Annotated in this window: 16 protein-coding genes; 9 read left to right on the top strand and 7 right to left on the bottom strand. The window is 66.4% G+C overall.

Annotated features, from left to right (window positions below):
* Positions 1 to 159 precede the first annotated feature (159 nt).
* The 5 genes from ACWV8V_RS05830 to ACWV8V_RS05810 all read left to right on the top strand — a co-directional run bounded on the left by ACWV8V_RS05830 (position 160) and on the right by ACWV8V_RS05810 (position 7,976).
* Positions 160 to 1,218 (top strand): alpha/beta fold hydrolase, encoded by a 1,059-nt coding sequence (locus tag ACWV8V_RS05830; protein WP_455899189.1) that lies wholly within the window; start codon positions 160 to 162, stop codon positions 1,216 to 1,218.
* Complete coding sequence (locus ACWV8V_RS05825) at positions 1,218 to 2,837, top strand: N-acyl-D-amino-acid deacylase family protein (RefSeq protein WP_259260032.1); 1,620 nt, start codon at positions 1,218 to 1,220, stop codon at positions 2,835 to 2,837. Before ACWV8V_RS05830 ends, ACWV8V_RS05825 begins: the two co-directional genes overlap by 1 nt.
* A 37-nt stretch (positions 2,838 to 2,874) precedes the next feature.
* Positions 2,875 to 4,317, top strand: coding sequence for a serine hydrolase domain-containing protein (locus ACWV8V_RS05820; protein ID WP_455899188.1), 1,443 nt, complete (start codon positions 2,875 to 2,877; stop codon positions 4,315 to 4,317).
* 183 nt (positions 4,318 to 4,500) lie between these two features.
* A complete protein-coding gene (locus ACWV8V_RS05815) occupies positions 4,501 to 5,493 on the top strand; it encodes a dipeptide epimerase (RefSeq protein ID WP_455899187.1) in 993 nt (330 codons plus the stop codon).
* A 230-nt stretch (positions 5,494 to 5,723) separates the two neighbouring features.
* Positions 5,724 to 7,976, top strand: coding sequence for a TonB-dependent receptor (locus tag ACWV8V_RS05810; protein ID WP_123729309.1), 2,253 nt, complete (start codon positions 5,724 to 5,726; stop codon positions 7,974 to 7,976).
* Between the two features lie 49 nt (positions 7,977 to 8,025).
* Here the strand turns inward: ACWV8V_RS05810 and ACWV8V_RS05805 are convergent, their stop codons facing one another.
* The 3 genes from ACWV8V_RS05805 to ACWV8V_RS05795 are packed head-to-tail and all read right to left on the bottom strand — an operon-like array spanning position 8,026 to position 11,425.
* Positions 8,026 to 8,151, bottom strand: a complete 126-nt coding sequence (locus ACWV8V_RS05805; protein WP_455899186.1) for a hypothetical protein — start codon at positions 8,149 to 8,151, stop codon at positions 8,026 to 8,028.
* Positions 8,148 to 9,287 carry a PepSY-associated TM helix domain-containing protein gene (locus ACWV8V_RS05800; protein ID WP_455899185.1) on the bottom strand — a complete coding sequence of 380 codons (1,140 nt, stop codon included), beginning with the start codon at positions 9,285 to 9,287 and terminating at the stop codon, positions 8,148 to 8,150. Before ACWV8V_RS05800 ends, ACWV8V_RS05805 begins: the two co-directional genes overlap by 4 nt.
* Entirely contained in the window at positions 9,287 to 11,425 is a 2,139-nt protein-coding gene (locus tag ACWV8V_RS05795; RefSeq protein ID WP_455899184.1) for a TonB-dependent siderophore receptor, read from the bottom strand. The genes ACWV8V_RS05800 and ACWV8V_RS05795 overlap by 1 nt, the downstream gene beginning before the upstream one ends.
* Before the next feature lie 194 nt (positions 11,426 to 11,619).
* Between ACWV8V_RS05795 and ACWV8V_RS05790 the strand changes: the two genes are divergently transcribed.
* The 3 genes from ACWV8V_RS05790 to ACWV8V_RS05780 all read left to right on the top strand — a co-directional run bounded on the left by ACWV8V_RS05790 (position 11,620) and on the right by ACWV8V_RS05780 (position 14,273).
* On the top strand, positions 11,620 to 12,633 hold the full coding sequence (locus ACWV8V_RS05790) for a L,D-transpeptidase (RefSeq protein ID WP_455899183.1): 1,014 nt from the start codon (positions 11,620 to 11,622) through the stop codon (positions 12,631 to 12,633).
* Between the two features lie 75 nt (positions 12,634 to 12,708).
* Positions 12,709 to 13,638, top strand: coding sequence for a hypothetical protein (locus ACWV8V_RS05785; RefSeq protein WP_455899182.1), 930 nt, complete (start codon positions 12,709 to 12,711; stop codon positions 13,636 to 13,638).
* Positions 13,639 to 13,733: 95 nt separating this feature from the next.
* The gene (locus tag ACWV8V_RS05780) at positions 13,734 to 14,273 is read left to right on the top strand and encodes a demethoxyubiquinone hydroxylase family protein (protein WP_455899181.1); all 540 of its coding nucleotides are present in this window, start codon (positions 13,734 to 13,736) and stop codon (positions 14,271 to 14,273) included.
* Position 14,274: 1 nt separating this feature from the next.
* Here the strand turns inward: ACWV8V_RS05780 and ACWV8V_RS05775 are convergent, their stop codons facing one another.
* Together ACWV8V_RS05775 and ACWV8V_RS05770 are read right to left on the bottom strand one after the other, a co-directional pair.
* Positions 14,275 to 15,339 (bottom strand): alkene reductase, encoded by a 1,065-nt coding sequence (locus ACWV8V_RS05775; protein WP_455899180.1) that lies wholly within the window; start codon positions 15,337 to 15,339, stop codon positions 14,275 to 14,277.
* A 32-nt stretch (positions 15,340 to 15,371) separates the two neighbouring features.
* Complete coding sequence (locus tag ACWV8V_RS05770) at positions 15,372 to 16,262, bottom strand: pirin family protein (RefSeq protein WP_455899179.1); 891 nt, start codon at positions 16,260 to 16,262, stop codon at positions 15,372 to 15,374.
* Positions 16,263 to 16,413: 151 nt separating this feature from the next.
* Here ACWV8V_RS05770 and ACWV8V_RS05765 point away from each other — a divergent pair, with 151 nt between their 5' ends.
* Positions 16,414 to 17,334: a LysR family transcriptional regulator gene (locus ACWV8V_RS05765; RefSeq protein WP_346467076.1), complete on the top strand. Its 921-nt coding sequence runs from the start codon at positions 16,414 to 16,416 to the stop codon at positions 17,332 to 17,334.
* Between the two features lie 7 nt (positions 17,335 to 17,341).
* On the opposite strand, the gene ACWV8V_RS05760 is transcribed toward ACWV8V_RS05765, so the two are convergent.
* Complete coding sequence (locus ACWV8V_RS05760) at positions 17,342 to 18,529, bottom strand: hypothetical protein (protein ID WP_455899178.1); 1,188 nt, start codon at positions 18,527 to 18,529, stop codon at positions 17,342 to 17,344.
* A gap of 139 nt (positions 18,530 to 18,668) precedes the next feature.
* Positions 18,669 to 23,273, bottom strand: a complete 4,605-nt coding sequence (locus ACWV8V_RS05755; RefSeq protein WP_455899177.1) for an autotransporter outer membrane beta-barrel domain-containing protein — start codon at positions 23,271 to 23,273, stop codon at positions 18,669 to 18,671.
* Positions 23,274 to 23,365: the final 92 nt, after the last annotated feature.

The raw sequence follows: 23,365 nt of genomic DNA, 5'->3' as shown, positions 1-23,365 counted from the left end.
CCGCACTGCACATTGACAATTCTCCAAATAGGACGCTTATATCCTATATGGGCCTCAATCCATCCCGGTCGTTTGCGTTGGCCGGGCAGGCAGATCCCAGGATTCTCAACCGCCTGCGCCCCCTCGCAGGCTTCAGCACGCCATTGAAGAGAGCACGACATGACAGCAGTGAAGGGTTGGCGGCGGTTTCGTCGGTGGGTGAAGTGGATCGTGCTCGGTCTGCTGGCGGTCGCGATCCTGCTCACCCTCATCGGGGTGGTCTACGAGGCCTTGGCGCGCCGGAGCGCGGCGACCGATCATCCACTGCGCGGCCAGATGGTTGATGTCGGCGGACGCCAGATGCATATCGAGTGTCGTGGCAGTGGCACCCCGACCGTGATCTTCGAGTCCGGCCTCGGCACGGGCGGCACGATGGATTGGACCCGGGTGCACGACCGGATCGCCCGCTTCACCCGCGCCTGTGCTTACGACCGCGCCGGCATCATGCGCAGCGATGCCAAGGACACCCCGCAGCGTGCGTCGGCCGTGGCCGATGACCTGCACGCCCTGTTGAAAGGCGCGGGCATCACCGATCCGCTGGTGCTGGTCGGCCATTCCATCGGCGGGCCGTACACCCGGACCTATGTGGGGCGCTATGGCGAGCAGGTCGCCGGGCTGGTGATGGTCGACCCCTCGCACCCGGATCAGATCGCCCGGCTCGGCAGCGTGGTGAGCATCGATGTCCACCCGAAGAAGGTGTCGCTGTTGATGCATACCGCCACGGCACTGTCACGGACCGGCCTGGTGCGCTTCCTGTTCTCGCGCGCCGATCATGGCCCACGCCCGAAGGATGAGGCCGCGGAGATCACCGCCTTCTCCAGTGGCTCGGTCACAGGCGCGACCGCTGAGCTCGACGGCTTCGACAGCACCATGGACGATGCCCGCGCGGTCACGTCCTTTGGCGACCGCCCGGTGATCGTGCTGACCGCGTTGAAGCCGTTCAAGCCCGACGAGCTGAAGAAGATGGGCCTGACGGCAGAGGAGGGCGCCCGGTTCAAGCAGGAATGGCGCACCTTGCATGCCGAACAGGCCGCCCTGTCCAGCCGCGGGCGGCAACAGATCGTGAGCGATGCCGGTCACTACATCCAGATCGATCAGCCTGATCGCGTGGTGGATGCGGTTCGCGAGGTCGTGGATGACGTGCGTGCGCAGGCGCGCACCAACAAGGAGATGCAATGATGAAGCGCACCCTGCTGTGGGCGGGCGTATCCATGCTGTTCGCCGCCAACGCAGCCGCCGCCGACTATGACCTGGTGATCCGCGGTGGACGCGTGCTCGACGGTGCCGGCAATCCGTGGGTCCGTGCCGATGTGGCCGTCAAGGAGGGGCGCGTGGTCCAGGTGGGCCAGGTCCCCGGGCAGGGCACCCGCGAGATCGACGCGACGGGGCGCTATGTGTCGCCGGGCTTCATCGACATGATGGATCAGTCCGGCGCGGCGCTGCTCAAGGATGGCGCGGCCGAGAACAAGTTGCGGATGGGCGTGACCACGCTGATCGGCGGCGAGGGGGGACCGCCGGTGCCTGCGGCGGGGATGCCGGGCTACTTCAAGCAGCTTGAAACGCAGGGCATCGCGGTCAACTTCGGCACGTACTACTCCTCCACCCAGGCGCGCGTGCATGTCATGGGCGATGCCGCCGGTGCGCCGACGCCAAAGCAGCTGGAGGCCATGGGCGAGCAGGTGAAGATGGCGATGGAGGCCGGCGCGTTCGGTATCTCCAGCGCCTTGATCTATGCACCCAGCAGCTTCCAGAGCACCTCGGATCTGATCTCGCTGGCCAAGGTGGCCGCGCAGTGCGACGGCTTCTACGCCACGCATATGCGTGACGAGAGCGAAGGCGTGGTCAAGGCCATCGAGGAGGCCATCGAGATCGGCGAGAAGGGCGGCGTCAAGGTGGAGATTTTCCATCTCAAGGCAGCCTATGCACCGGAGTGGGGCAAGCTGATGCCGCAGGCGCTGGCGACGATCACTGCCGCCCGCGACCGCGGGGTCGATGTAGCCGCCGATCTGTATCCGTACACCGCCGGCGGCACCGGGCTGGAAATCATCGCACCGAGCTGGGTCTGGGCCGATGGGCTCGAGAAGGGCATCGAGCGCGTGCGCGATCCCAAGGTGCGCGAGCGCATGAAGAAGGAGGTGGCCGCCGGTTCGATGCCGGGCTGGTCGAACCTGGTACACGCGTCGGGTGGCTTCCAGAACGTGCGTCTGGCCAACAGTTTCAGTGAGAAGTACCGGCGCTTCCATGGCAAGACGCTGGCCGAGATCGGTGCCGAGCTGAATCTGGATCCGGCTGATGCGGCGTGGGACATCGCGCTGGAAGGGTTGCCCAATCGGGCGGTCGCGCTGTACTTCATGATCAGCGAAGCGGATGTCCAGCTCGCGCTGCGCCAGCCCTGGGTCAGCATCGGCAGTGATGCCGCAGCGGCGGTGAACTACGGCAGCGACGGCGCCATCGGCCTGCCGCACCCGCGCGCGTATGGCACCTTCCCGCGCATCCTCGCCGAGTATGTGAAGCGACGCCAGGTACTGACGCTGGAAGATGCGGTCCGCAAGATGACCAGCTGGCCCGCACAGCGGATGGGATTGAGCGATCGCGGGCTGATCCGCGAGGGGATGCGCGCCGATATCGTCCTCTTCGATCTGGACACGCTGGATGATGTGGCGAGCTGGGACGCGCCCGCCGGCGCGCCGACCGGCATCGACACCGTGATCGTCAACGGTGTGGTGAGTTTCGAGGACGGCAAACACACCGGCGCCCGGGCAGGCTCGGCGCTGCGCCACCCCTGCCGCACGCGCTGATCCACGTGCGCGCTCCAACAACCACAGGACACACCTCATGATTCGTCATTCCACCGGCGGGAGCCTTCTCGCCCTCGCGCTCGCCGCGTCCGCGCCGGCATTCGCCACCGCACCACCGATCACCAGCGCGGACGATCTGGGCACGGCGGTCTCCGCCCAGATCGCCTGCGCCGGCATTTTCGTAGCCAACCGTGCCGAGGCTGACGTGCTGCGCGACGACATCCACGCGCTGGCGCCCTTCACCAAGGCGGTGGCGCTGTCGGTGGATCGCAAGGCCGGGACGGTCACCGCGTCCGCACCTGGCGCGGCCACGCGTACTGCGCTGCATCGGCCGGCCGTCGGCTGTACGTTGACCACCGGCGAGGTGCCGTTGAAGGCGCTCGATGCCCAGGCCGCGCGGCTCTCACCGCTGCCGCAGCCGTCGGCACGCCCGTGGCCACAGGGCGACCTGCCGGCTCCGGGGCTGCAGGCGGCCGCTGAGACGAAGCTCGACCGCGCCGCACTGGATGCGGCCGTGAGTGCGGCGTTCGAGGAGCAGAACGTGGGCGGCTACCCGGACACCCGGGCGATCGTGGTGGTGCAGGGTGGGGCGATCGTCGCCGAGCGTTACGCGCCGGGGTTCAATCAGGACACCCGCATGCTCGGCTGGTCAGCCACCAAGAGCATCATGGGTACGCTGGTCGGCCTGCTGGTCGATGACGGCGTGCTTAAGCTGGATGACCCGGCACCGGTTCCCGAGTGGCAGGGCAAGGGCGACCCGCGGGGCGCCATCACGCTGCGCCAGTTGCTGACGATGTCGAGCGGGCTCACCTTCGTGGAGAGTTACAAGCCAGGCAACGAGTCGATCAAGATGCTGTTCGAGGCGGGCGACATGGCCGCGCTGGCCGCCGCGATGCCGCTTGAACACGCCCCCGGCACGCACTGGAGCTATTCCTCGGGCACGACCAACATCCTCTCGCGCATTGTCTTCGACGCAACCGGCGGCACGCTGGAAGGCATGACCCGGTTTGCGCAGACCCGGCTGTTCGAGCCGGCGGGCATGCGCAGCGCACTGATCGAGCCGGACGAATCGGGCGTACTGGTCGGCAGTTCCTATGGCTACGCCACGGCCCGCGATTGGGCGCGCTACGGGCTGCTGCACCTCAACCACGGCGAAGCGGGTGGCAAGCGCCTGCTGTCGAAACAATGGCTGGCGTTCGCTCTGACCCCCACCCCCGCATCACCGCGCCCCTCGTACGGCGCGCAGCTCTGGTTGAACCTGGCGGCGCCAGACGAAGAAGGGCGCAAGGTGCTGCAGGATGTTCCACCCGATGCCTTCATGGCGATGGGCCACAACCATCAGATCGTGGCCGTGATCCCGTCGCAGGATGCGGTGATCGTGCGGCTGGGATGGACACCGGAAGGGCAGAAGTTCGACTGGAACAAGCATGTCTCGCGGATCGCAGCCGCACTTGCCCCGGCTGCTGCCCTGGCGAAATGAGGTCGTCCTGACGCGCAGAGAGGGCGCCGACCGCGGCGCCCATTGACAGTTCTCCTTATGGAGAACTACTGTCTCAATGTGAGAAATGCTCACCTTGAGGCAGGGAAACCAGATGTGCTCGATCACGCTATTGGCAACGCCCCCGTTGAGTCGTGACCCCGCTGCAACCGGGGTGAACGCCTGATGGCCCGCCTGAAACTCGGGATCGCGGTGGACGCGCTTCGTCTGGCCGCTCCCTTCCGCATTGCCAGTCACGTCTTCGACAGCCGGCTGGCCATCCTCGTCACCCTGGATGACGGCGTGCATATCGGTCGGGGCGAGGCCACCGGCGTCTATTACCTTGGCGAAGACCTCGACAGCATGCGCACCCAGATTGAAGCGGCGCGCGATGCGATCCAGGCACACCCCACGCGCGAGGAACTGCGTTCGATTCTGCCGGCAGGCGGTGCCCGCAATGCTGTCGACGCCGCCCTGTGGGAGCTGGAATCAAAGCAGTCGGGCAGGCCCGTCTGGGCGCTTGCCGGACTCGCGGCGCCGCGACCGCTGCCGACGACCTTTACCGTGGGCGCCGATGCGCCATCGGCCATGGCGGCCGCTGCCGTGGCCTATCGGCAGGCGCGCTCGATCAAGGTCAAATTGACCGGCGATCTGGATCTGGACATTGCCCGCGTCGAGGCCATCCGCGCGGTGCGCCCGGACGTGTGGCTCGGTGTGGATGCCAATCAGGGCTACCAGATCGACGATCTCGACCGTCTGGTGACCGCCATGCTCGCCGCTGACGTATCCCTCATCGAGCAGCCGCTTGCGCGCGGGCGCGAGTCCGATCTGGACGGGTTTGCATCGCCCATTGCCTTGGCCGCTGACGAAAGCGCGCTGACCCTGGCGGACGTCGAGGGACTCAAGGGGCGCTTCAACGTGTTCAACATCAAGTTGGACAAATGCGGTGGTCTCACCGAGGCGCTGCTGATCTCCGCCGCGGCGCGGGAAGCCGGGCTGGGCGTGATGGTCGGCTGCATGGTGTGCAGCAGCCTGGGCGCTGCGCCGGGCTTCGTGGTGGGGCAGCTGTGCGACCTGGTCGATCTGGATGGCCCGACCTTCCTCAAGCAGGACCGCACGCCCGGCGTGGTCTATCGGGACGGCACGATCTGGTGTGACGAGGCCGTCTGGGGCGGCTGACAGCGGCAGTGGGAGCCGTCCTGGGGCACAGATTCATGTCGATGTTGCGACGCGGGATTGACAGTTCTCTGAACAGGACTATTGTGTCCTACATGGGCTTATAAGCATCCATCATTTCCCAGGAGCGTCACTGCCAGGCCGGCCTGATCCCTGCAACCCGGGGTGCCCTGACTGCCGCAATTCGTGCCCATTGCCGTGGGCGTCCTGTTCGCTACCGAGGTCTGACCACCATGAGTCACTGTTCGCCCCGAATCAACGCGTTGTCGCTGGCCTGCGCTGCAGGCATCCTCGCCCTGGGCTGCAGCGCCCCGGTCATGGCGCAGGTGGCCGCTGAAAAAACCAATCGTGACGACGTGCATACCTTGGGCACGGTCACCGCCACCGCGCAGAAACGCGTGGAAGTGGTGACCGATATCCCGATGTCGATCAGCGTCATCAGCGAAGAACAGCTGGACCGGCTGCAGGTCAACAACATGAACGACCTGGCCGGACTGGTGCCGGGCCTGCAGGTCACCAGCCTGGGCGCACCGGGCCGCTCGACGATCTCCATCCGCGGCATCACCCCGATGGGCAACACCGCCGCCACGTCGATCTATGTGGACGACGTGCCGCTGACCGCCAATGGCTCGCTGTCCGGCGCGACCTCGGGCATGTTTGATCTGCTGCCCTACGACGTGCAGAACGTGGAGGTGCTGCGCGGCCCGCAGGGCACGTTGTACGGCGCGAGTGCGCTGGGCGGCGTGGTCAAATACGTGACCAAGCGGCCGGACCTGGAGTACTTCGCTGGCCGTGCCGGCGCCACGATGCGCGTGGTGGACGATGGTGGTCGGGTCGGCCACTCCGAGCGCGCGGCGGTCAATGTGCCGTTGGTGAAGGGCACCCTGGCCCTGCGCGCCAGCTACGCCGAGCAGACCAGCCCCGGCTGGATCGACAACACCGTCCTGCATCGTCGCGACACCAACGATGTGCACCAGAATGCCGGCCGCGTCTCGCTGCTGTGGAAAGCCTCGGACACCGTGGACGTCCTGCTGACCGCCATGCGCCAGGAGAACAAGGGCGACAATTTCGCAACCGTGGCGCTGGATCCGGTCACCTTCAAGCCGAAGCTGCCGGGATACGCCAACGAGTATCTGTTCCTGCAGCCGAGCACGATCAAGTACGACGTCTACGGGCTGACGGTGGACTGGGATCTGGGCTGGGCGGACTTCACCTCTGCCAGCAGCTGGATGAAATCCAACTCGTGGCGCCTGCAGGACCAGTCCGTCGAGTACATTCCGCTGCTGGGCCAGCGCCCCGGCGTGGGACCGGTGATGGCGTACGCCGCGCTGGACACCGACATCGAACTCAAGAAGTGGACCCAGGAACTGCGCCTGACTTCCAAGGGCGACAGCCGCCTGCAGTGGCAGGTCGGCGCGTTCTACACCGATGAGGACGCCGCCTATATCGAAGATGGCAGCGCACTGAGCCCGGCGTTCGCCCCGGTGCTCAATCTGTTCAAGGCCTCCGTGCTGACCAGCTATAAAGAGAAGGCGCTGTTCGGCAACACCACTTGGAAGTTCACCGATCGCTTCGATCTGGCCTTGGGCGTGCGCCATGCGCGCAACGATCAGGTCTTCCGCCAGACGCTGGGCGGCCCGCTGGGCGGCGACGGCGTGCAGCGCGTCACCGAGTCGTCGGAAAGCGTGACCACCTGGAGCGCCAGCCCGCGGCTGTTCCTGGGCGAGGACACCATGGCCTACCTGCGTGTGGCCACCGGCTACCGTGCCGGCAGCCCGAACCCCATCCTGCCGGCCGCGCCGGATGTGCCCTCGCAGGTCAAGTCCGATACGTTGATCAACTACGAAGCCGGCGTGAAAAGTCACTTCTGGGATCGTCGTGCGCTGATCGAAGTGGCTGCGTTCCGGATCGACTGGGATGACATCCGCCTGAACCTGCTCACCCCGCAGGGCATTTCCTATGGCGTCAACGGCGGCAGTGCACGCAGCCAGGGCGTGGAATTCACCGGCGCGCTGATGCCCGTCGACGGCCTGCGCCTGAGTGCCAGCCTGGCCTATACCGATGCCCAGCTGACCTCGCCGATCCCGCCGGCGCGCCCGGGCGGCGCCAATCAGGCCGAATCCGGCGCGCAGCTGCCGCAGGTACCGGAGTGGGCAGGCAGCCTGCAGGCCGACTACCAGTTCCCCACCAGTGGCGATTGGGGCTGGAGTGTCGGCGGCGCGCTGCGTTATTACGGCGAGCGCGAGGCCTCGGTGGCGTCTGCGCAGTCCTTCGAGCTGCCCAGCTACACCACGGTCGATCTGACCGCCGAAGTGAGCAGCCAGAACACGACCGTGCGGTTCTTCATCACCAATCTCACCAACAAGGACATCTACGTTGCCGCCGGCAGGACCATTCCCGCTGGCACGGCGCAGAATTACCGCCGCTGGAACGCGGTGATGATGCAGCCGCGTACGGTGGGCGTGTCGCTGGACTACAGCTTCTGATCGGCGCCTGATGAAACGCGCGGCACCTTCGGGTGCCGCGCAGGGCGGGCTACTTGGAGAACTCCGCCGGCAGGAAGCCCAGCCACAGCAGCAGCAACACCAGCCACAGCCATCGCCAATGGCCCATGCCACGCCACGCGGCACGCCAGGGATCGGGGGTCTTCTGCGGGCTCATACAGCCGCCTTTCGCGCACGCGCACGCAAGGCATCGGCGGTGCGCAGGCCGTAGATGTACACGCCGGTGAAACACAGCGAGGTGAGCAGGGCACCGGCCACGAACCACAGCAGGCGGATCGGCCAGCCGCCGAAGCTTCCGAAATGGAGCGGGTCGGCCATTTCCGCGATGCGTTGGTGCATCCCGAGATCGCCGCCGTCATGGCGCCCCAGCACGGTGCCGTCCTGCAGATCCATGGCGATGTTGTTGGCCCGTTCGCGCACCAGCCAGGCCGTTGCCTCACCCACCAGGACCAGTCCGCGACCATCGCGACTCACGAGGGCGCCGGTGGGCGTGAACGCCGGCCAATGCTCCGATACATGACGCACGGCGGCATCCACCGCCGCGGGGTCCACGGGGCGCGGTGGCGCGTCGCCATCGGCCAGGTGCGTGACCGGGGCCGCCGGCGCATCGCCCCCCAGGGATTCGACCAGATACCACGCCCCGGTGATGCCGATCAGCAGCAGGAACCACATCGACCACACGCCGGCCAGGCGATGCAGATCACCCCAGAGGCGGCGCGGGCGCGCGGTATCGGGACGCTTGAAGAAGCCACGCCACCATTTCTTGTAAATGTACAGGCTGCCCAGCCAGGACAGCAGCAACGGCACCGAGAGTGCCGTCACCAACGGCACCCCATAGATGACCGGCAGCATCAGATGGCGGTGGGTGTTGCGCAGCAGGCGTTGCACATTGAACCAGCCGGTGTCGCCGGTAACCTGCGCGGTGTAGGGGTTGATCCACACGAAACGCCTGCGGCCATCGGGCAGGCGCATCTGCGCGCGGGCCGCGAACAAGCGGGTGTGCCCGGCGCTGATGCCTTCCAGCTCCCAGGCCGGCCGAGCGCGCTGCGCAGCCGAAATGATGCGTCCCCAACTGGCGGTGTTACCGCCGTCGGCCACCCGCATCGGCTTGTGCAGCAGCCAGTCGATCTCCTGCGAGAACACCGCCAGCGTGCCGGTCAGGCAGACGAAGCCCATGAACAGACACAGCTTCAGCCCGATCCAGCTGTGCAGCTCGAACCAGCGCCGACGCCCGCCACCGGTTGGGGGCGGGGCAGGCAGGGGCGCTGGCGAAGGCTGGCGCGTGGGTTGCATCAGAAGGTGTATGCCGCTTGGAGATACACACGACGCGGCTCGCCCGGGAAGTGCCCCGTGCGCCCGGTGAAGCCGCTGGCTGCGTAGACCTTGTCGAACACGTTCTTGAGATTGGCCTGGAACTGCCACTGCTGCCACTGCGTTTTCCAGCTGACGTCGAACGTGGTGTAGGGCTTCACCGTCTGCCCATCCAGGCTGACCCGCTCGTCCACATGGTCGGCACCGAAGCCCACGGCCGACTGGATGGCAGGGAAGTCATAGCGGGTCCACAGACCCAGCTTGTTGCGTGGTGCGTTGGCAAAGCGATCGCCCGACGCATTGGTGATGCCACCCGTGCCGGCATCCTTCACTACGGCATCGTTATAGGCGTAGGTGAGGTTGACCACCCAGCGGTCGGTCACATCGGCCAGCAGGTCCAGTTCCATGCCCTTGCTGCGCACCAGGCCCAGCGTCGCCAGCTGGTTCACGCCATCGATCACCGCGCCGGTGGCCTGCACGATGTTGCTGCGCTCGATGCGGTACGCGGCCATATTCAGGGTGATGCGCTCGGCCAGCAGGCTCTTCATGCCCACTTCCCACTGCCGGCTGCGCTCGGGATCGAACGGACCACCGGCGTCGGCATTCTGGTTGGCGGCCGATTGCGGAACGAAGCCGCTGGCCACGTTGGCATACACGTTCACACCATCGCGGACCACGAAGGTGCTGCCCAGGCGCCAGCTGATGTCATCGCCATCCACGCTGCTGCCGGCGATGCGGTCGTCATCCTTGAAACCATCCCAGCGCAGGCCGGCCAGCACGTGCCAGCGCGGGGTCAGGGTGATCTCGTCCTGCAGGTAGCCGCCGTAGCGCTTGCTGCGGGTGCTGGTCGCACGCCAGGGCAGGGCGGCCAGGTTGTAGTCGTGATAGGAGGTCACGCCATACACCGGGTTGAACAGGTCGATACCCGGGACAGGACCGGCACCGCGGGCGAGATCCGCACTGTTGGCGGTCTGCGCGTTGAAATCCGCGTCCATCTGGTACACGTCGGCGCCGAACAGCACCTTGTGGTCCACACTTCCGGTGCTGAGCCGCCAGACGGCGTTGCCGTTGGCCGCGAAGGCGTCGTTGGCGCGGATCTGGTTGCGCAGCTGGCGCGTCATCCACTCGGCGGTGCCGTCACGATCGCGGTCGATCAGGCCCATCGGCTCGTGATACATCTGGTGCTCGTTGTTCTCGAACCACCGCGCCGCGACGTCCAGGTCCAGGCTGGAGGTAGGCGAGAAGCGGTACTGGGCCAGCACCACCTTGGCATCCATATCGAGGAAGTCGGTGGCCTCGTTGTGGTTCCAGCGGCGATCGGTCAGGAAGGTGCCCGCATCGTTCACCGGCACGCCGCGCAGACGATTGCCGCCCAGTTTCTGCGTGATGTCGGTGTACTGCAGGACCATCTCGCCGGTCTCGCCCACGTCGAACGCAATCGACGCATCGCCGATCACGCTTTGGCTGTCGGTGTTCCAGCGCACGCCATCTTCGGTGTCGCTGTACACGCCAGCGCGGTAGCGCACGCTGCCGGTGGTGTTCAGTGCACCGGTGGCTTCGACGGAGGCGGCGCGGAAATCGTTGTTGCCGACCTGCACCTCCACCCGGCGCTCGACCTTGGCCGACGGCTTGCGGGTGACATAGTTGATGACACCGCCCGCATCGCCGCCGCCGTACAGCGCGCCCGCCGGCCCCTTGAGCACTTCCACGCGCTCGATGTTGAACAGCTGCGGCACCGAGAAGCCTGCGTACGGATCGCCGCGCAGGCCGTCATACAGCACATTCTCCTGGCGGAAACCGCGCAGGGTGACACCGGCATAGCTGAAGAAGCTGATGCCACTGATGCTGCGATACAGATCGGTGACCTGGCGTGCGGCCTGATCGTCGATCAGCTCACGGGGCAGCACCTGGATGGACTGCGGCACCAGCTCCAGCGGGGTATCCGTGCGTGTGCCCACCGCCGCGTCATTCACGCGATACAGGGTCTGCGCCCGCCCGAGCACCTGGACCTTGTCCAGCTCCTTTACGTCGGCAGCGGGATCGGCATCCGCCGCGTAGAGGGCCGGACTGACAGACAGCGCGATGGCAAGGCACAGGGCGTGGCGGGGGGAGGACGGCATCGGGAGGGGGGCAATCAGAAATGGGAATGCGACATATTACCATTTGACGCACTTTGATACGTGCCTGCGCAACGGCGGACCTGCGCTGCCCGAAAGCCAGGCAGCGCAGGGGGGAATCCGGGGCTGCCCGGCTTGCCTGGGTGCCGGCGACCGGTGACAGTACAGCGGTGCGACCCTCGATCCAAAGGACTGTGATGACCCGAATTGCATTGGCCCTGCTTGCCCTGCTCGCCCTGGCGCCCACCGCGCTGGCGGTACCTTCGTGGGGCGCGAAGACGTCCCGTCCGGCCGATACCGTGCCGGCGGCATTGCACCCCGGCGAGTGGGTCTGGGGTGGCGACGCGAAGGCGATGGGGCCGATGGCCGTGGTCGTGAGTCTCACCGAGCAGCGGGCCTACGTGTACCGCAACGGGCTGCTGGTCGCGGTCTCGACGGTGAGCACCGGGAAGCCGGGACATGAAACACCCACCGGAGTGTTCACCATTCTGCAGAAGGACAAGGATCACCGGTCGAGCAAGTACAACGACGCGCCCATGCCTTACCAGGAGCGTCTGACCTGGGATGGCGTGGCCCTGCACGCCGGCGGGTTGCCCGGCTATCCCGAATCCCATGGCTGCGTGCACCTGCCCACCGAATTCGCGCGGCGTCTGTTCGGTGCGACCGACATGGGGATGGTGGTGGTGATCGCCAAAGAAGGCGTGTCGCCGTCAGAGCTGGTCCACCCACGTGTGGCCAGTCCGATCGACCCCGGTACCGGCAAGGAAGCGCTGGTCGCACCCCTGGGCGTGCAGGAGCAGTTCCGCTGGCAGCCCGAGCTCGCGCCGACCGGCGTGCTGTCGCTGCTGCTGAGCACCACGGACGGCAGGCTGTTTGCGTATCGTGATGGCAAGGAGATCGGGCGGGCGAGGGTGGGCTTCGGCGACGGTGCGGCGCCGGCGGGAACGCGGGCCTTCATGGTCGCCGACGGCGTTGCCCCGGCAACGGCTCCCTCATGGGTGGAGATCGGTATTCCAGGACAGGAAGCAGCGAGCGGAACGGTGGTTGCCCGGGCAGACGAAGATAAGATCCTGCTGCCACCGGGTTTCCGTTCCCAACTGCAGCCACTGCTGCGCCCGGGCGTGGTGCTGCTGGTCACCGACAAGCACGTGCTTGCCGACACCACCGGCGCGTCCCTGCAGCTCCTCAACGCGGATCCACCGGAGCTGTAACGGCACTACTGTTCAACCGCTATGCTTGTACGGATACACCCCTCCACCCGTACAAGCACGGCAGGCCGCATCACGATGAACGTGAAAACAAGCACCGCAATGCGTTCGGCAGTGCTGCTGTCAGCGGCCTTGCTTGCCAGTGGCTGCACGCGAACCAAGCGTGAAACGGTGCTCTCGTCGGACACGCTGAAAGTCGTGGCGGTCACGGAAAGCAGGCTGGATATCAACGTCAGCAAGTACCAGCACTACACGACATTCGAGCTGTATGTCGATGGCGGAAAGCTCTCCGACAGCGCTTTCGCAGGACTCCTTGACGATCCTGGTGCTGCTGACGATCGCTTCGTGCATACCGATGCGGTCGTCCTGGACGACCATGCGGTGCTGCTCGCGTCACACAACCGGGACAGCCTGCGCTGCTGGACGACACGCCTGTCCACCAGCGGCGGAACGCCGAGGGTGGAGGAACTCATGAGCGGAACGGTCGACTGCTCCATCCGCCCGGCACCCGCTGGATGGAAAGCGCTTTACGAAGAACCCGGCGACCTGATCCTGATCCGTGAGCACCCCTTCCAGCGCCATCCGATTGCAGGCTACTGGTACGTGCTCTGGATCGAGGGAGACGTCGCAGCGCTGTATCAGAAAGACCGGGAGCATGAGCGGCTTGTTGTCCGGCTTGCCCGGATTTCCTCGGACACGTCCCTCGCAGAGCAGGCGCTGCCCATGCAGCAGTACGCGGAGCCTGACCTGCTGTACGCCTCGCCGGAGGCGCGCAGGCAATGGCTGTTTGATAACTTCAGGGTCTCCATGGGGAACACGCCCTCGATCCAGCTGCGTGCAGACAATCGACTGGAAACCATCACGCCGGAGGTCTGGGCGCAGTACCAGGCGAATGATCGGGAGAACCGGGAGCTGGATGCCCGCGCGCGCGCCGAAGGAGAGGCCTGGAACGACGCACAGCGCAAGGCGCTGGACGCCGGAACGGCGGAGCAATCGCCTGCCAGATAGCACCTGCTCCCGGAAAAACGCTGTCGGCTGCATCGACCCGCCTGCCGCTGGTATCGTCAGCATCCCGGGCCCCACATCACATGATCAGGACTCACATGGACGTCGTTGCACACGCTGTCTCCCCTGATCTGGGCGACCGCATCATCAAGGTCAATCATGCCGGGGAGCATGGTGCCATTGCGATCTACACCGGACAGATTCTGTTGGCCCGGCTGACCGCACCCGCACTGGTGGATGAGCTTCGTGAGTTCCGTTCGCACGAGGAACGACATCGCTCCATCTTCGGCGCGGAGCTGCAGCGACGCGGTCGTCCTCGGTGCCGAAGCTACTGGCTCTGCGGCGTGGGTGGTTTTGTCCTCGGCGTTGCGACCGGCCTGCTGGGGCGAGGGGCTGTTTCCGCAATCACGACAGCCGTAGAGCGTGTGGTGCTGCGCCACCTCCAGCACCAGATTGTGGTGCTGGGAGGTCATGACCCTGCCGCAGTGCTGGCCATCTCATCCATCATTGCGGACGAGCAACAGCATCACGATCAAGCCCTGGCGCATAGCCAGGCAGGCGCGTTCTGGCCCAAGGTGCTCGGCCCTATCGTGTCCGGCGCGACGGAAGCCGTCATCTGGCTGGGCATGCGGTTGTAGATCAGGCCCGCACCGGGTAGTCGGTGTAGCCGCGCGCTTCGCCCTGGTAGAACGTCGCCGGATCCGGCGCCGTCCACGGATTCCCGTGGCGGATGCGCTCGACCAGGTCGGGATTGGCGATGAAGGGGGTGCCGAAGGCGATCATGTCTGCCTCCCCAGCGATCAACGCCGCCTCAGCCCGATCGGCCGTATAGCCGCCGTTGGCGATGTAGGTGCCACCAAAGCGCTGTTTCAATTCAGCGAAGTCGAACGGGACGCTCGCCGCCTGGATCACATGCAGGTAGGCAAGCCCGTACTGGCTCAGCACGTCGGCCGCATGTCCAAACGTGGCCTGCGGATCGCTGTCGCTCATCGAGAAAACGTTCAGTGCCGGGGACAGCCGCACGCCAACGCGATCCGCGCCGAACACCGGGATCACGGCCTCCACCACCTCGCGCAGCAAGCGGACGCGGTTCTGCGCAGAACCACCGTAGCCATCGGTCCGGAGGTTGGCGCCATCACGAAGGAACTGGTCGATCAGGTAACCATTGGCGCCATGCAGTTCAACGCCATCGAATCCTGCCAGCTTGGCGTTCTCGGCGCCCACGCGGAACTGATCGACCACCCCGGCAATTTCATCGATGGCCAGTGCGCGCGGTGCCTCGTACGGCTTCAGTCCTTCGGATGTGTAGAGCTCCCCGTCGGGCGCCAGCGCTGACGGTGCGACCGGCCGTTCGCCGTTGGCCTGGACCAGGGGATGCGAGAGCCGGCCGACGTGCCACAACTGCAGGAACATCCGGCCCCCCTGCGCATGGACGGCATCGGTGACGGCCTTCCAGCCCGCGATCTGGGCCGCAGAGAAGATACCGGGTGTGCGGGGATAGCCCTTGCCCTGTGGCGAGACCTGCGAACCCTCGGTGACGATCAGCCCGGCACTGGCACGTTGGCGGTAATACTCGACGACCAGGGGCGTAGGAACATCACCGTCGCCGGCGCGGCTACGCGTCATCGGCGCCATGACGATGCGGTTGGGAAGGGCAAGACGGCCGATGACGGCAGGGGAGAGCAGGTGGTTGGACGGTTGCATGAGGTGATCTCGTTGTTGATGGGGAGACAGGTTCAGTTGACGTCGACGTCGCGCCGAAGCTCGCGGCCAATGCGACGGATTTCCGCTTCGCCTTGGGCAAGGGCCTGTGCACTGGTATGCACGGAGTACGTGCCGGTGATCAGATCGTGTGGATGGCTGACCGCAGAACCCAGCACGAAGGTGGTGTCGTGGATGGCGTCGACGTCGATGGCCTGTTCACTCGCGTCGAACACCACCAGTTCGCCGGCGTGGATCGGCTCGGGTGCCGCCAGCTGCCCCGTGCTCAACGCCAGCCAGGCAACGGTATGGCCCGACGGCGGGGAATAGCGCCAGCGTTCACCGGCCTTCAATGTCACGGCCAGGTAGGTCATGTTCGAGGGCGGCTCGATCACGCTGTCCGCGGCACCGAACTGGCCCAGCAGCACCCGTGCCGGGCCTTTCAGGTCGATCTGCGACGGCGCGATGTACTGGCTCTGGGCCGGGGCGTTTTCACTTTCGGCAGGCAGTGCGATCCAGAGCTGGAATCCGAGTGCATTCGCGTGACCGAGGGCCGCGCCGGTATGCCAGACACCGTTGCCCGCCCGCATCCACTCCACACCCCCGGCGGGCAGTACGCCCTGTTGGCCGGTCGAGTCTTCGTACGCGATTTCGCCGTTGATGAGATAGGTCAGGGTGGCAATGCCGGAATGCGGATGCATGCCGAAGGCTGGGGCATCCTCGCTCGCATCGAGGCGGAACAGGTCCAGGAAGACGAACGGCTTGAGCACGCGACCGAGGTCGCCGGGGCTGAACAGCCGCGTGATCGGGCCGTGGGTCCGACCGCGCGTACGGAACACGATGGGACGCGGCTCACCCGCCCGCAGTGGTTCGGGGGCGGGTTCTGCGAATGCCAGGACCGGAGCGGGGTGGCGAAGGGCGTTCATCGGTGACTCCAGAGCGGGACAGGGCGGGCAGCGGTACCTGCGGTAGCAGGTGCGCACCGTTGCCGAGCGTCCAACAATAGGCGCCGTCGAATGCTTTGATTAGACGACGCAATGGGATTGCAGTCGTCCATTTGTGGTGGTAATAAGGCGCATGCTTGATTTCAACGACATCGCGCTCTTCGTGGAAGTGGTCCGCTGCGGAAGCTTCGCCGAGGCAGGGCGCAGGATGGGAATGGCGCCCAACACCCTGAGCCGGCGTATCCAGGGCCTGGAACAGGCGCTGGGCACGCGCCTGCTGCAACGCTCCACCCGCAAGCTGGTGCTCACCGCCGCCGGCGAGCAGTTCCATGGGCGCTGCGTGGAGGCTGTGGACACGCTGGGCAGCGCAGGCGTGGATCTGTCGATGGGAAGCCAGGAGATCGCAGGGCTCGTGCGCATCGCGGCCCCTGCGGATTTCTTCCACTTCTTCGAGATGGAGTGGGTGGCCGAATTCCTCGAACAGCATCCGAAACTGCGGCTTGATTTCATTCTGAGCGATGCCAAGGCCGATCTCATTGGCGACCGGATCGACGTGGCCTTCCGTGGCGGACAGCCGCAGGACTCCGCCTATGTGGGACGGCAGATCCTGCCGTCCGGATACGGCGGTCTGTTCGCCAGCCCGGCTTACCTGGCCGCACGGGGCACCCCCGAGAGCCTGCAGCAGTTGGGACAGCACGAAGGTGTCTGTTTTTCCCAGCAGGGCGGAAGCGCCAGCTGGTCGCTGGTGGGGCCAGATGGCGTGGATGTGCGGGTGGAGGTCGCCACGCGATTCAGTGGCAACACCATTCAAGCCTTGCGCCGGGCTGCACTGGCGGGCCTGGGCATTGCACTGCTGCCCAGCGCCATCGCGCGCCACGATCTGGCGACGGGTGCGCTGCTCCCGGTCCTGCCCATGTATCGGCGCCCGGGCCGCGGCATGCATGTGCTCTACCCAAGCCGCCGACACCTGCCTCTGGCCGCCGCTGCGGTGATCGACCTGGTCACGGAGCGATTGAACGCCGCATTGCAGCGCCACGACGAATCACCACCATGACGTCGGCTCAGTGCAACCCGGCCGCCTTGCACGCGTCAACGAATGGCGCGCCCTTTTTGTCCATCAGCGTTCTCACCAATTGATTGGCTTTCATCAGCGCGGCGCTGGGCTTGGCCCATTGCGCCTCGGGCAGCGGCTGCGACCACGCCGTCACCTGCTCCGGCATCGCGGGCCGGCCCCTGCGATGGGTCCATTCCGCAAGAACGTAGGGCAGTTTCCAGAAGGTCAACACACGCCACAGGTACCAGCGGCGAAGCGGCCACCAAGAGCGCTTGTCGTAGCCGTAATGCGCCCGTTGCTCAGGCGTCAGGTCATCACCGCCATCATCAAGGGAGCCCATCGCGCGCGCATCTTCGCGCTCGATCTCAAACGTGTGCATGCCCTCATAGGGCTTCAGCCGATCCTCGGTCGGGACCAGACCCAATGCCTGGAACCAGGGGTTGGGTGCGTTGAACAACTGCCCGTCCTCCATGTAGTTCCGGATCGACGCCCACAGGCCCAGCGAGTGCGAATCACTGGGCTGTGGCAGCAGGACAAACTGCACGGTGTCCCGTTCCTCATCCTCCAGGCCCATGCCGAAGGTGTACTGGCGCGTCGCGCCATAGGGGGTGACGCCCTGTGCATTGGACACCCAGGCAACGACACTCTCCCAGGGCACGATCAGGGCGCGACCGCTGTTGCGGTCGATGTAGCACACCTCGCGACGCTGGCGGTTGAAGCGCACCGGGTAGGGCTTTGCGCCTTTGAACTCGTCGCCGAACATTCCGTAAGCGAATGCTCCCAACGGAAGGAGGCCGAGCAGCGCGCCAGCGGAGAAGACCTGGATGAACATCTTCAAATCCGCCAGCGGCGCCAGGAAGTTCTCCGGGTAGGCGAGCACCAGGTAGAGCATGATGAGCGCAGGCACGATGAACGCCAACACCAGCAGGCCGACGATGCCACCGGCCAGCATCTTGACGCCCTCTACCGTCCCCCAGTTGCTTCCGCCAAGATCCAGGAACACCTCATTGATGTCCGAGAACTGTCGACGGGAGCCCTGGACCTGACCGGTGTACACCGGCAAGGGAGACAGGAACAGCGTTTCGGTCGCGCCTTCGACGCGGATCTCTCCCGCTGAAGGGCGTTTACTCCGCACGTCGAGCGCAGCGGTCGCCGCCGCCTTCGTGCTGTTTTTCTTGAAGAATCGCTTGAACACACACGCTCGCCGCACGGCCAACGTTGCATGATTTCACAGGGGATAGTGGCTGTCACCAAACCCCGAAATGGACCCCGGGTGTAGTGATCCATCGTCGGCACCGCAAGTGACCCGCGCCACGGTGAAGGTCGCTCAGCTTTTACCAGTTCCAGCGCATGCCCACCTTGCCGTTCCAAGCGGTCTCGTCGCCGTTGAAACTCCAGCTGTAGTCGATATCGGCATACAGGTAGCCGGTCTGGGTGAGCTGCCAGGTCCCGCCGATGCCTACTTCGCCCCATGATCCGCCCATGTCCACCGCGAACGGCACGTAGCCGCTGTTGGTGGCGAACGCGGCACGGGGCGCGCCCCGGAACTCGTGCCACACGTTGGCGCGCAACCAGGCATTGCCGCTGCGTGCCTCGCCCTGCGCGGTCTCGCGCTGGCCGGTGCGATTCAATCGCGCGCCGATGCGCCCGGCCAGCGAGTCACCGTCACTGAAGTGCACCTGCGCGGTGTGATCATCGAGGTCGTCGACGTCGATCTGCTGCCAGATCACCTGCGCCTGCGGCTCCAGACGCCAACGGCCGTCCTTTCCATAGGATCCGTCGCCCTCGTTGAGGATGAACGGCCAGCCGCCTTCCAGCGACAGCGCCACCCCATCGGCATCGACAAAACTGTCGGAGCTGCGAGGGGACTGCAGGCGCATGTCATACCAGGTGTACTGGGCCACGGCGTCGATATAGGCGCCTTTGGCGGAAAACGCTGACCAGTAGCCGCCGACGGAGCCCGCCTTGAACCTGTCCGTGCCGGCATGGAAACGGTAGTCCAGGAGGTTGTGCCGCACCTCGCCCTTGCCTTTGCCATACGCCAGGTAGAAACCGGCGTGGCGGCGGCGCAGGTCATCGGCATCCACGCGCCGGTAGAGGTCGGTACCGATCTGCAATGCATCGAAGCGGTAGTCGAAGTCGGGGCCGCGATCGCCATAGATGCCGCGCCGGCCACCATCATGTTCGCCGTCGTGGCCGAGATAGCGCATCCAGGCGCCGTTGAATCCACTGCGCTCGGTATCCAGGTCGCCGCGCTGATGCAGCAGCTGCTCGTCGCCGACCCGCTCGTGCAGGGTATCGATCAGGGTGCGGCCGTACACCTGGGCCATCGCCGGTGCGGCTGCGATCAGCGACACCTCCTGGCGATAGGCCGGGGGCGGGGACGGGGTGGGCGGTGTAGGCGGTGGCTCCGGTGGTGGCTGGGGCGGCTGGGGCGGCGGGCTGGGGCAGGGGGGTGCCGGTGCGCCCGGGCTGGCGCAATCGATCACCGAGCGCAGGTACCAGCTGTTCTCCACGTCCGGGCCGGAGAGCGTGGCTGCACCGCCGCGGTACAGGAAATACTCGTAGGGGCCGGCCACGACCGGCGCGGACAACGCAAAATTGTCCGCCGTGCTGGTGGCGTTGGCTGTCTGCACCACGCGGATGCCATCGGCGAGCGTAAGGTCGCCCCGGCCGCCACTGTTGCGGATCTCCAACGCGCCGGGGCCGCTGCTGCTGCCGTCCACCACGATCAGCTGATCCGAAGGGGACGCATCGTCCCCCAGCCAGGTGTTCAGAGCGAGCGTGCCATTGCCGCTGTAGCGCGACACGGCCAGGGTTTTGTAGCTGGCCCCTTGGGCGGGATCTCCGCCAGGCACCGCGTACGCGATCCGGCTGCGATCATTGAGCAGTGTGGTGAGCGTGGAGCTGCCGGTCAGATTCCACAGCGTGTCGTGCAGCGCCACATTGGAGAGGCTGCCGGGCAGGGTGATCGCGGCGCCGGTGAGCACGCTGCCGGTCGCGGTGATGCTGGCAATGGTCGGGGTGTCGGCGGCGGACAACAGCGGCAGCTGCATGGGCATCGCCATCGGCAAGGGTGCTGCCGGATCATCGGGCGGCAGGTCTGGCGGGAGCACCGGAACCGCCGCATCGAGCCCATCGAAATCGGCGATGGCACCGACCTTCAGCCATAGATCGCGCCCGCCTACCGTCGCACCGCTCAGGTCGATCTGCGCCGCGCCGATGGCGCCTATGCCGGGGCCGTCCGCAGCGGATAGCGTGGACTGCGTAACGAAGGCTGACGCTGGGGCGGGGTCGCCCCGGACCAGCAACGCCGCTGCGCTGGGACCGGTGGTGGCGAGCGTGGTATCGGCCACGTCCACCCGGCCGCCGTTCCATGCCACCGCAGCGTGGGCCAACGCACCTCGGGTAGCCACGCGACTGCCGCCGCCCAGCAGCAGGTGCCCATTCTCGGCCCAGGCAATCAGTCCGTGCGCCTGCACGCCGGTGGTGGCGATGGTGCTTGCCGTCGCGGTCAGCAGGCTGTCGGCATACGCGGCCAGCCCGTAGCCATGCAACCCGCTGGTGGTGACGGCCATGCCGCTCGTACGGATCTGCCCGGCCCCTGCCGCGCGTGCGCCGATGGAATCGGTGCCGCGCGTGGAGACACTCACATTGGCCAAGGTCGCGATCGCATCCACGCCCTGGATGTTGAAGCCTTCGCTGGCGTTACCCAGCGTGGTGATGCTGCTGCGTGCACCGTCGGCCTGACCCGTCACTGGAGTGACGTTCATCCAGACCCGGCCGCCGGCCGTGCCCACGTATACCCCATGCCCGGAGATGCCCGAGGGAACGAATGCGGCGGGATCGGTCACCGCATGGCCGCCGGCATCCACCGGCCGCCCAAACGTCGGCAGCGCCAGATCGGTTCCCAGCAGCACGCCCGTGTGGAGAGTGTCGCCGCTGGAGATCAGCGTGCCAGCCGTGCCACCGCTGGCGTTGAGCGTCATCCCGGGGCGGCCGGCATTGATGATGGTGGAGCCGGCGCTGTCGATGGTGCCGCCCGTCGCGTTCAGGCCGATGCCCCCCGCGCCACCGCCGCCGATGTAGAGATTGCGCGCGGTGATGCGGGTGGCCGCGCCATCGGCACGGATGCCGCCGCCGCTTCCCGAGGTGGTCAGGGTACTGTCGGTGACGCTGACCTGCGCGCCGGCCTGGCCATATACGCCGTTGGCATTGAGATCCGTCGTGCGCGTGTCCAGGCGCAGCAGCGTGGCCTGCGGTCCGGTGGCGCCGGCCGTGCCCTGGACCAGCACGGCATTGGCATTGATGCCGTGCGTGGTGATCACCGTGTTGGCCGCCTGCAGCCGCGATGTCGCCGAGGCGGCCTGGGCCACGAGTACGCCGGTGCTGTTGTTGCCAAACGTTTCGATGCGCGTCGAGGTGGCCAGCGGTGACCCGTCGGCGGCCACGTCCAGGCGCAGCGTGCCGCCGCTGGACGACACCTGCGCACCATTCGCGCCGGTGGTGCCGGTGGCCACATAGGCGGCCGGATCGGTCGTGGCAGTGCCACCGGCATCCACCGGCAGGCCATAGCTGGCGGCGGAAGGATCGGTACCGAGCTGTACGCCGGTCAGCAGGGCATTGCCTTGGCTGACCACGGTACCGCCGCTGGCGGCCTGCAGGCCAACCGCCGCGTTGCCGCCGGCAATGCCGGAGGTGTAGATCGCACTGCCGCTCAGCGTGAGCGTGCCTGAGGTCAGCGCATGGCCAGCGATGGCACCGTTGAGCAGCGTTGAGAGGCGCAGCCCGTTTGCCGTGAGCGCGCTGCCACTGCCTTCGGCGCGCAGCGCATTGCCGGTCTGTCCCGCAGCGATGACGATACCCGGCGCACCTGCCAGTGTGACCGTGCTGCCGCTCCCGGCCAGCACGCCGTGCGCATTCTGCCCGGCCACGCGGATGTCCAGCCCATCAGCCTGCACCTGGGAGGTGCCGGTGGCCGACAGCCCGTGCGCGGTGATGCCGGTGGCGGTGATGGTCAGCCCGGACAAGGTGCCTTGCGCATCAGCGAACACCAGGCCGGTCGCGCCGGTGCCGTTGGTATCGATGGAAAGCTGGGATGCCTGGAGGCGCGAACCGGTGGCAAAGCGTCCGCCACTGTTGTTGTTGCCGCGGGTCACGATGTTCACCGCATGCACGTCGAACTGCGCGCCGCTGGCGCCGAGCAACCCGTGGCTGCCATTGGTTGCTCCGGCGCCGGTGCCCAGGATATGGATCGATGTGGTGCCACCCGTGGGAATGCCGGCGCTGTCCACATTCAACCGGACGGTGCCGTCAATGGCACTGATGCCGTGGGCCGCCGTTGCGGCCTTGCCCACGTAAGCGCTGGGATCGGTGACAAGATTGCCGCTGGCGTCCACCGGCAGACCGTAGGTGGCGGGGTTGCCGGGTTGCGTCCCCAGCAATATCCCGGTGGCAATGATATCGCCGCTGCCGGTGAAACCGCCGCCCGCCACTTGGATGCCTTCGCTGTTGGCCAGGGACGTGTAGAAGCGCGTGCCGTTCGAGGTCAGCGTGGTGCCTGCCTCCAGGCGGGCAGCAGGCCCTCCGGCGCCCAGTCGGCTGACGGTGGAGCCAGCCGCCAGGAAGTTGACCGCGCCCGCGTTGGTCGAGCAGACCGTGGCCGTGTTGGCGGCACTGGTGATCAACGCCACCGCGCCGGTAGCGTGGATCACGCCGGCATTGGCGGCATAGAAGGCCGGTGCACCGGCGGTGGTCGGCGCGTACGTGCCGCTTGCGATGGTCTGGACCGTACCGTTCGCGCGGACCTGCTGGGCGGGTACGGTGGCCGGCACCGTAATGCAGCTGGCGGCGTCCACGCTCTGCGCCAGTGCGGACCAGGGCGCCGCGGCAGCCAGCCCGACCACGAGCAGGCTGCCGCGAATCGATTGCGGTGACACGAACGTACCCGCACACGTCACGCCGGATGCTGCTCGGCGACCAGATCGGGAAGTGTCCACGTTTTATCCATGATGTGCTGTGTTGGTCTACA

This window comes from Stenotrophomonas sp. Ker107b (assembly GCF_053847245.1).
This window is presented reverse-complemented; position numbering and strand designations above follow the sequence as displayed.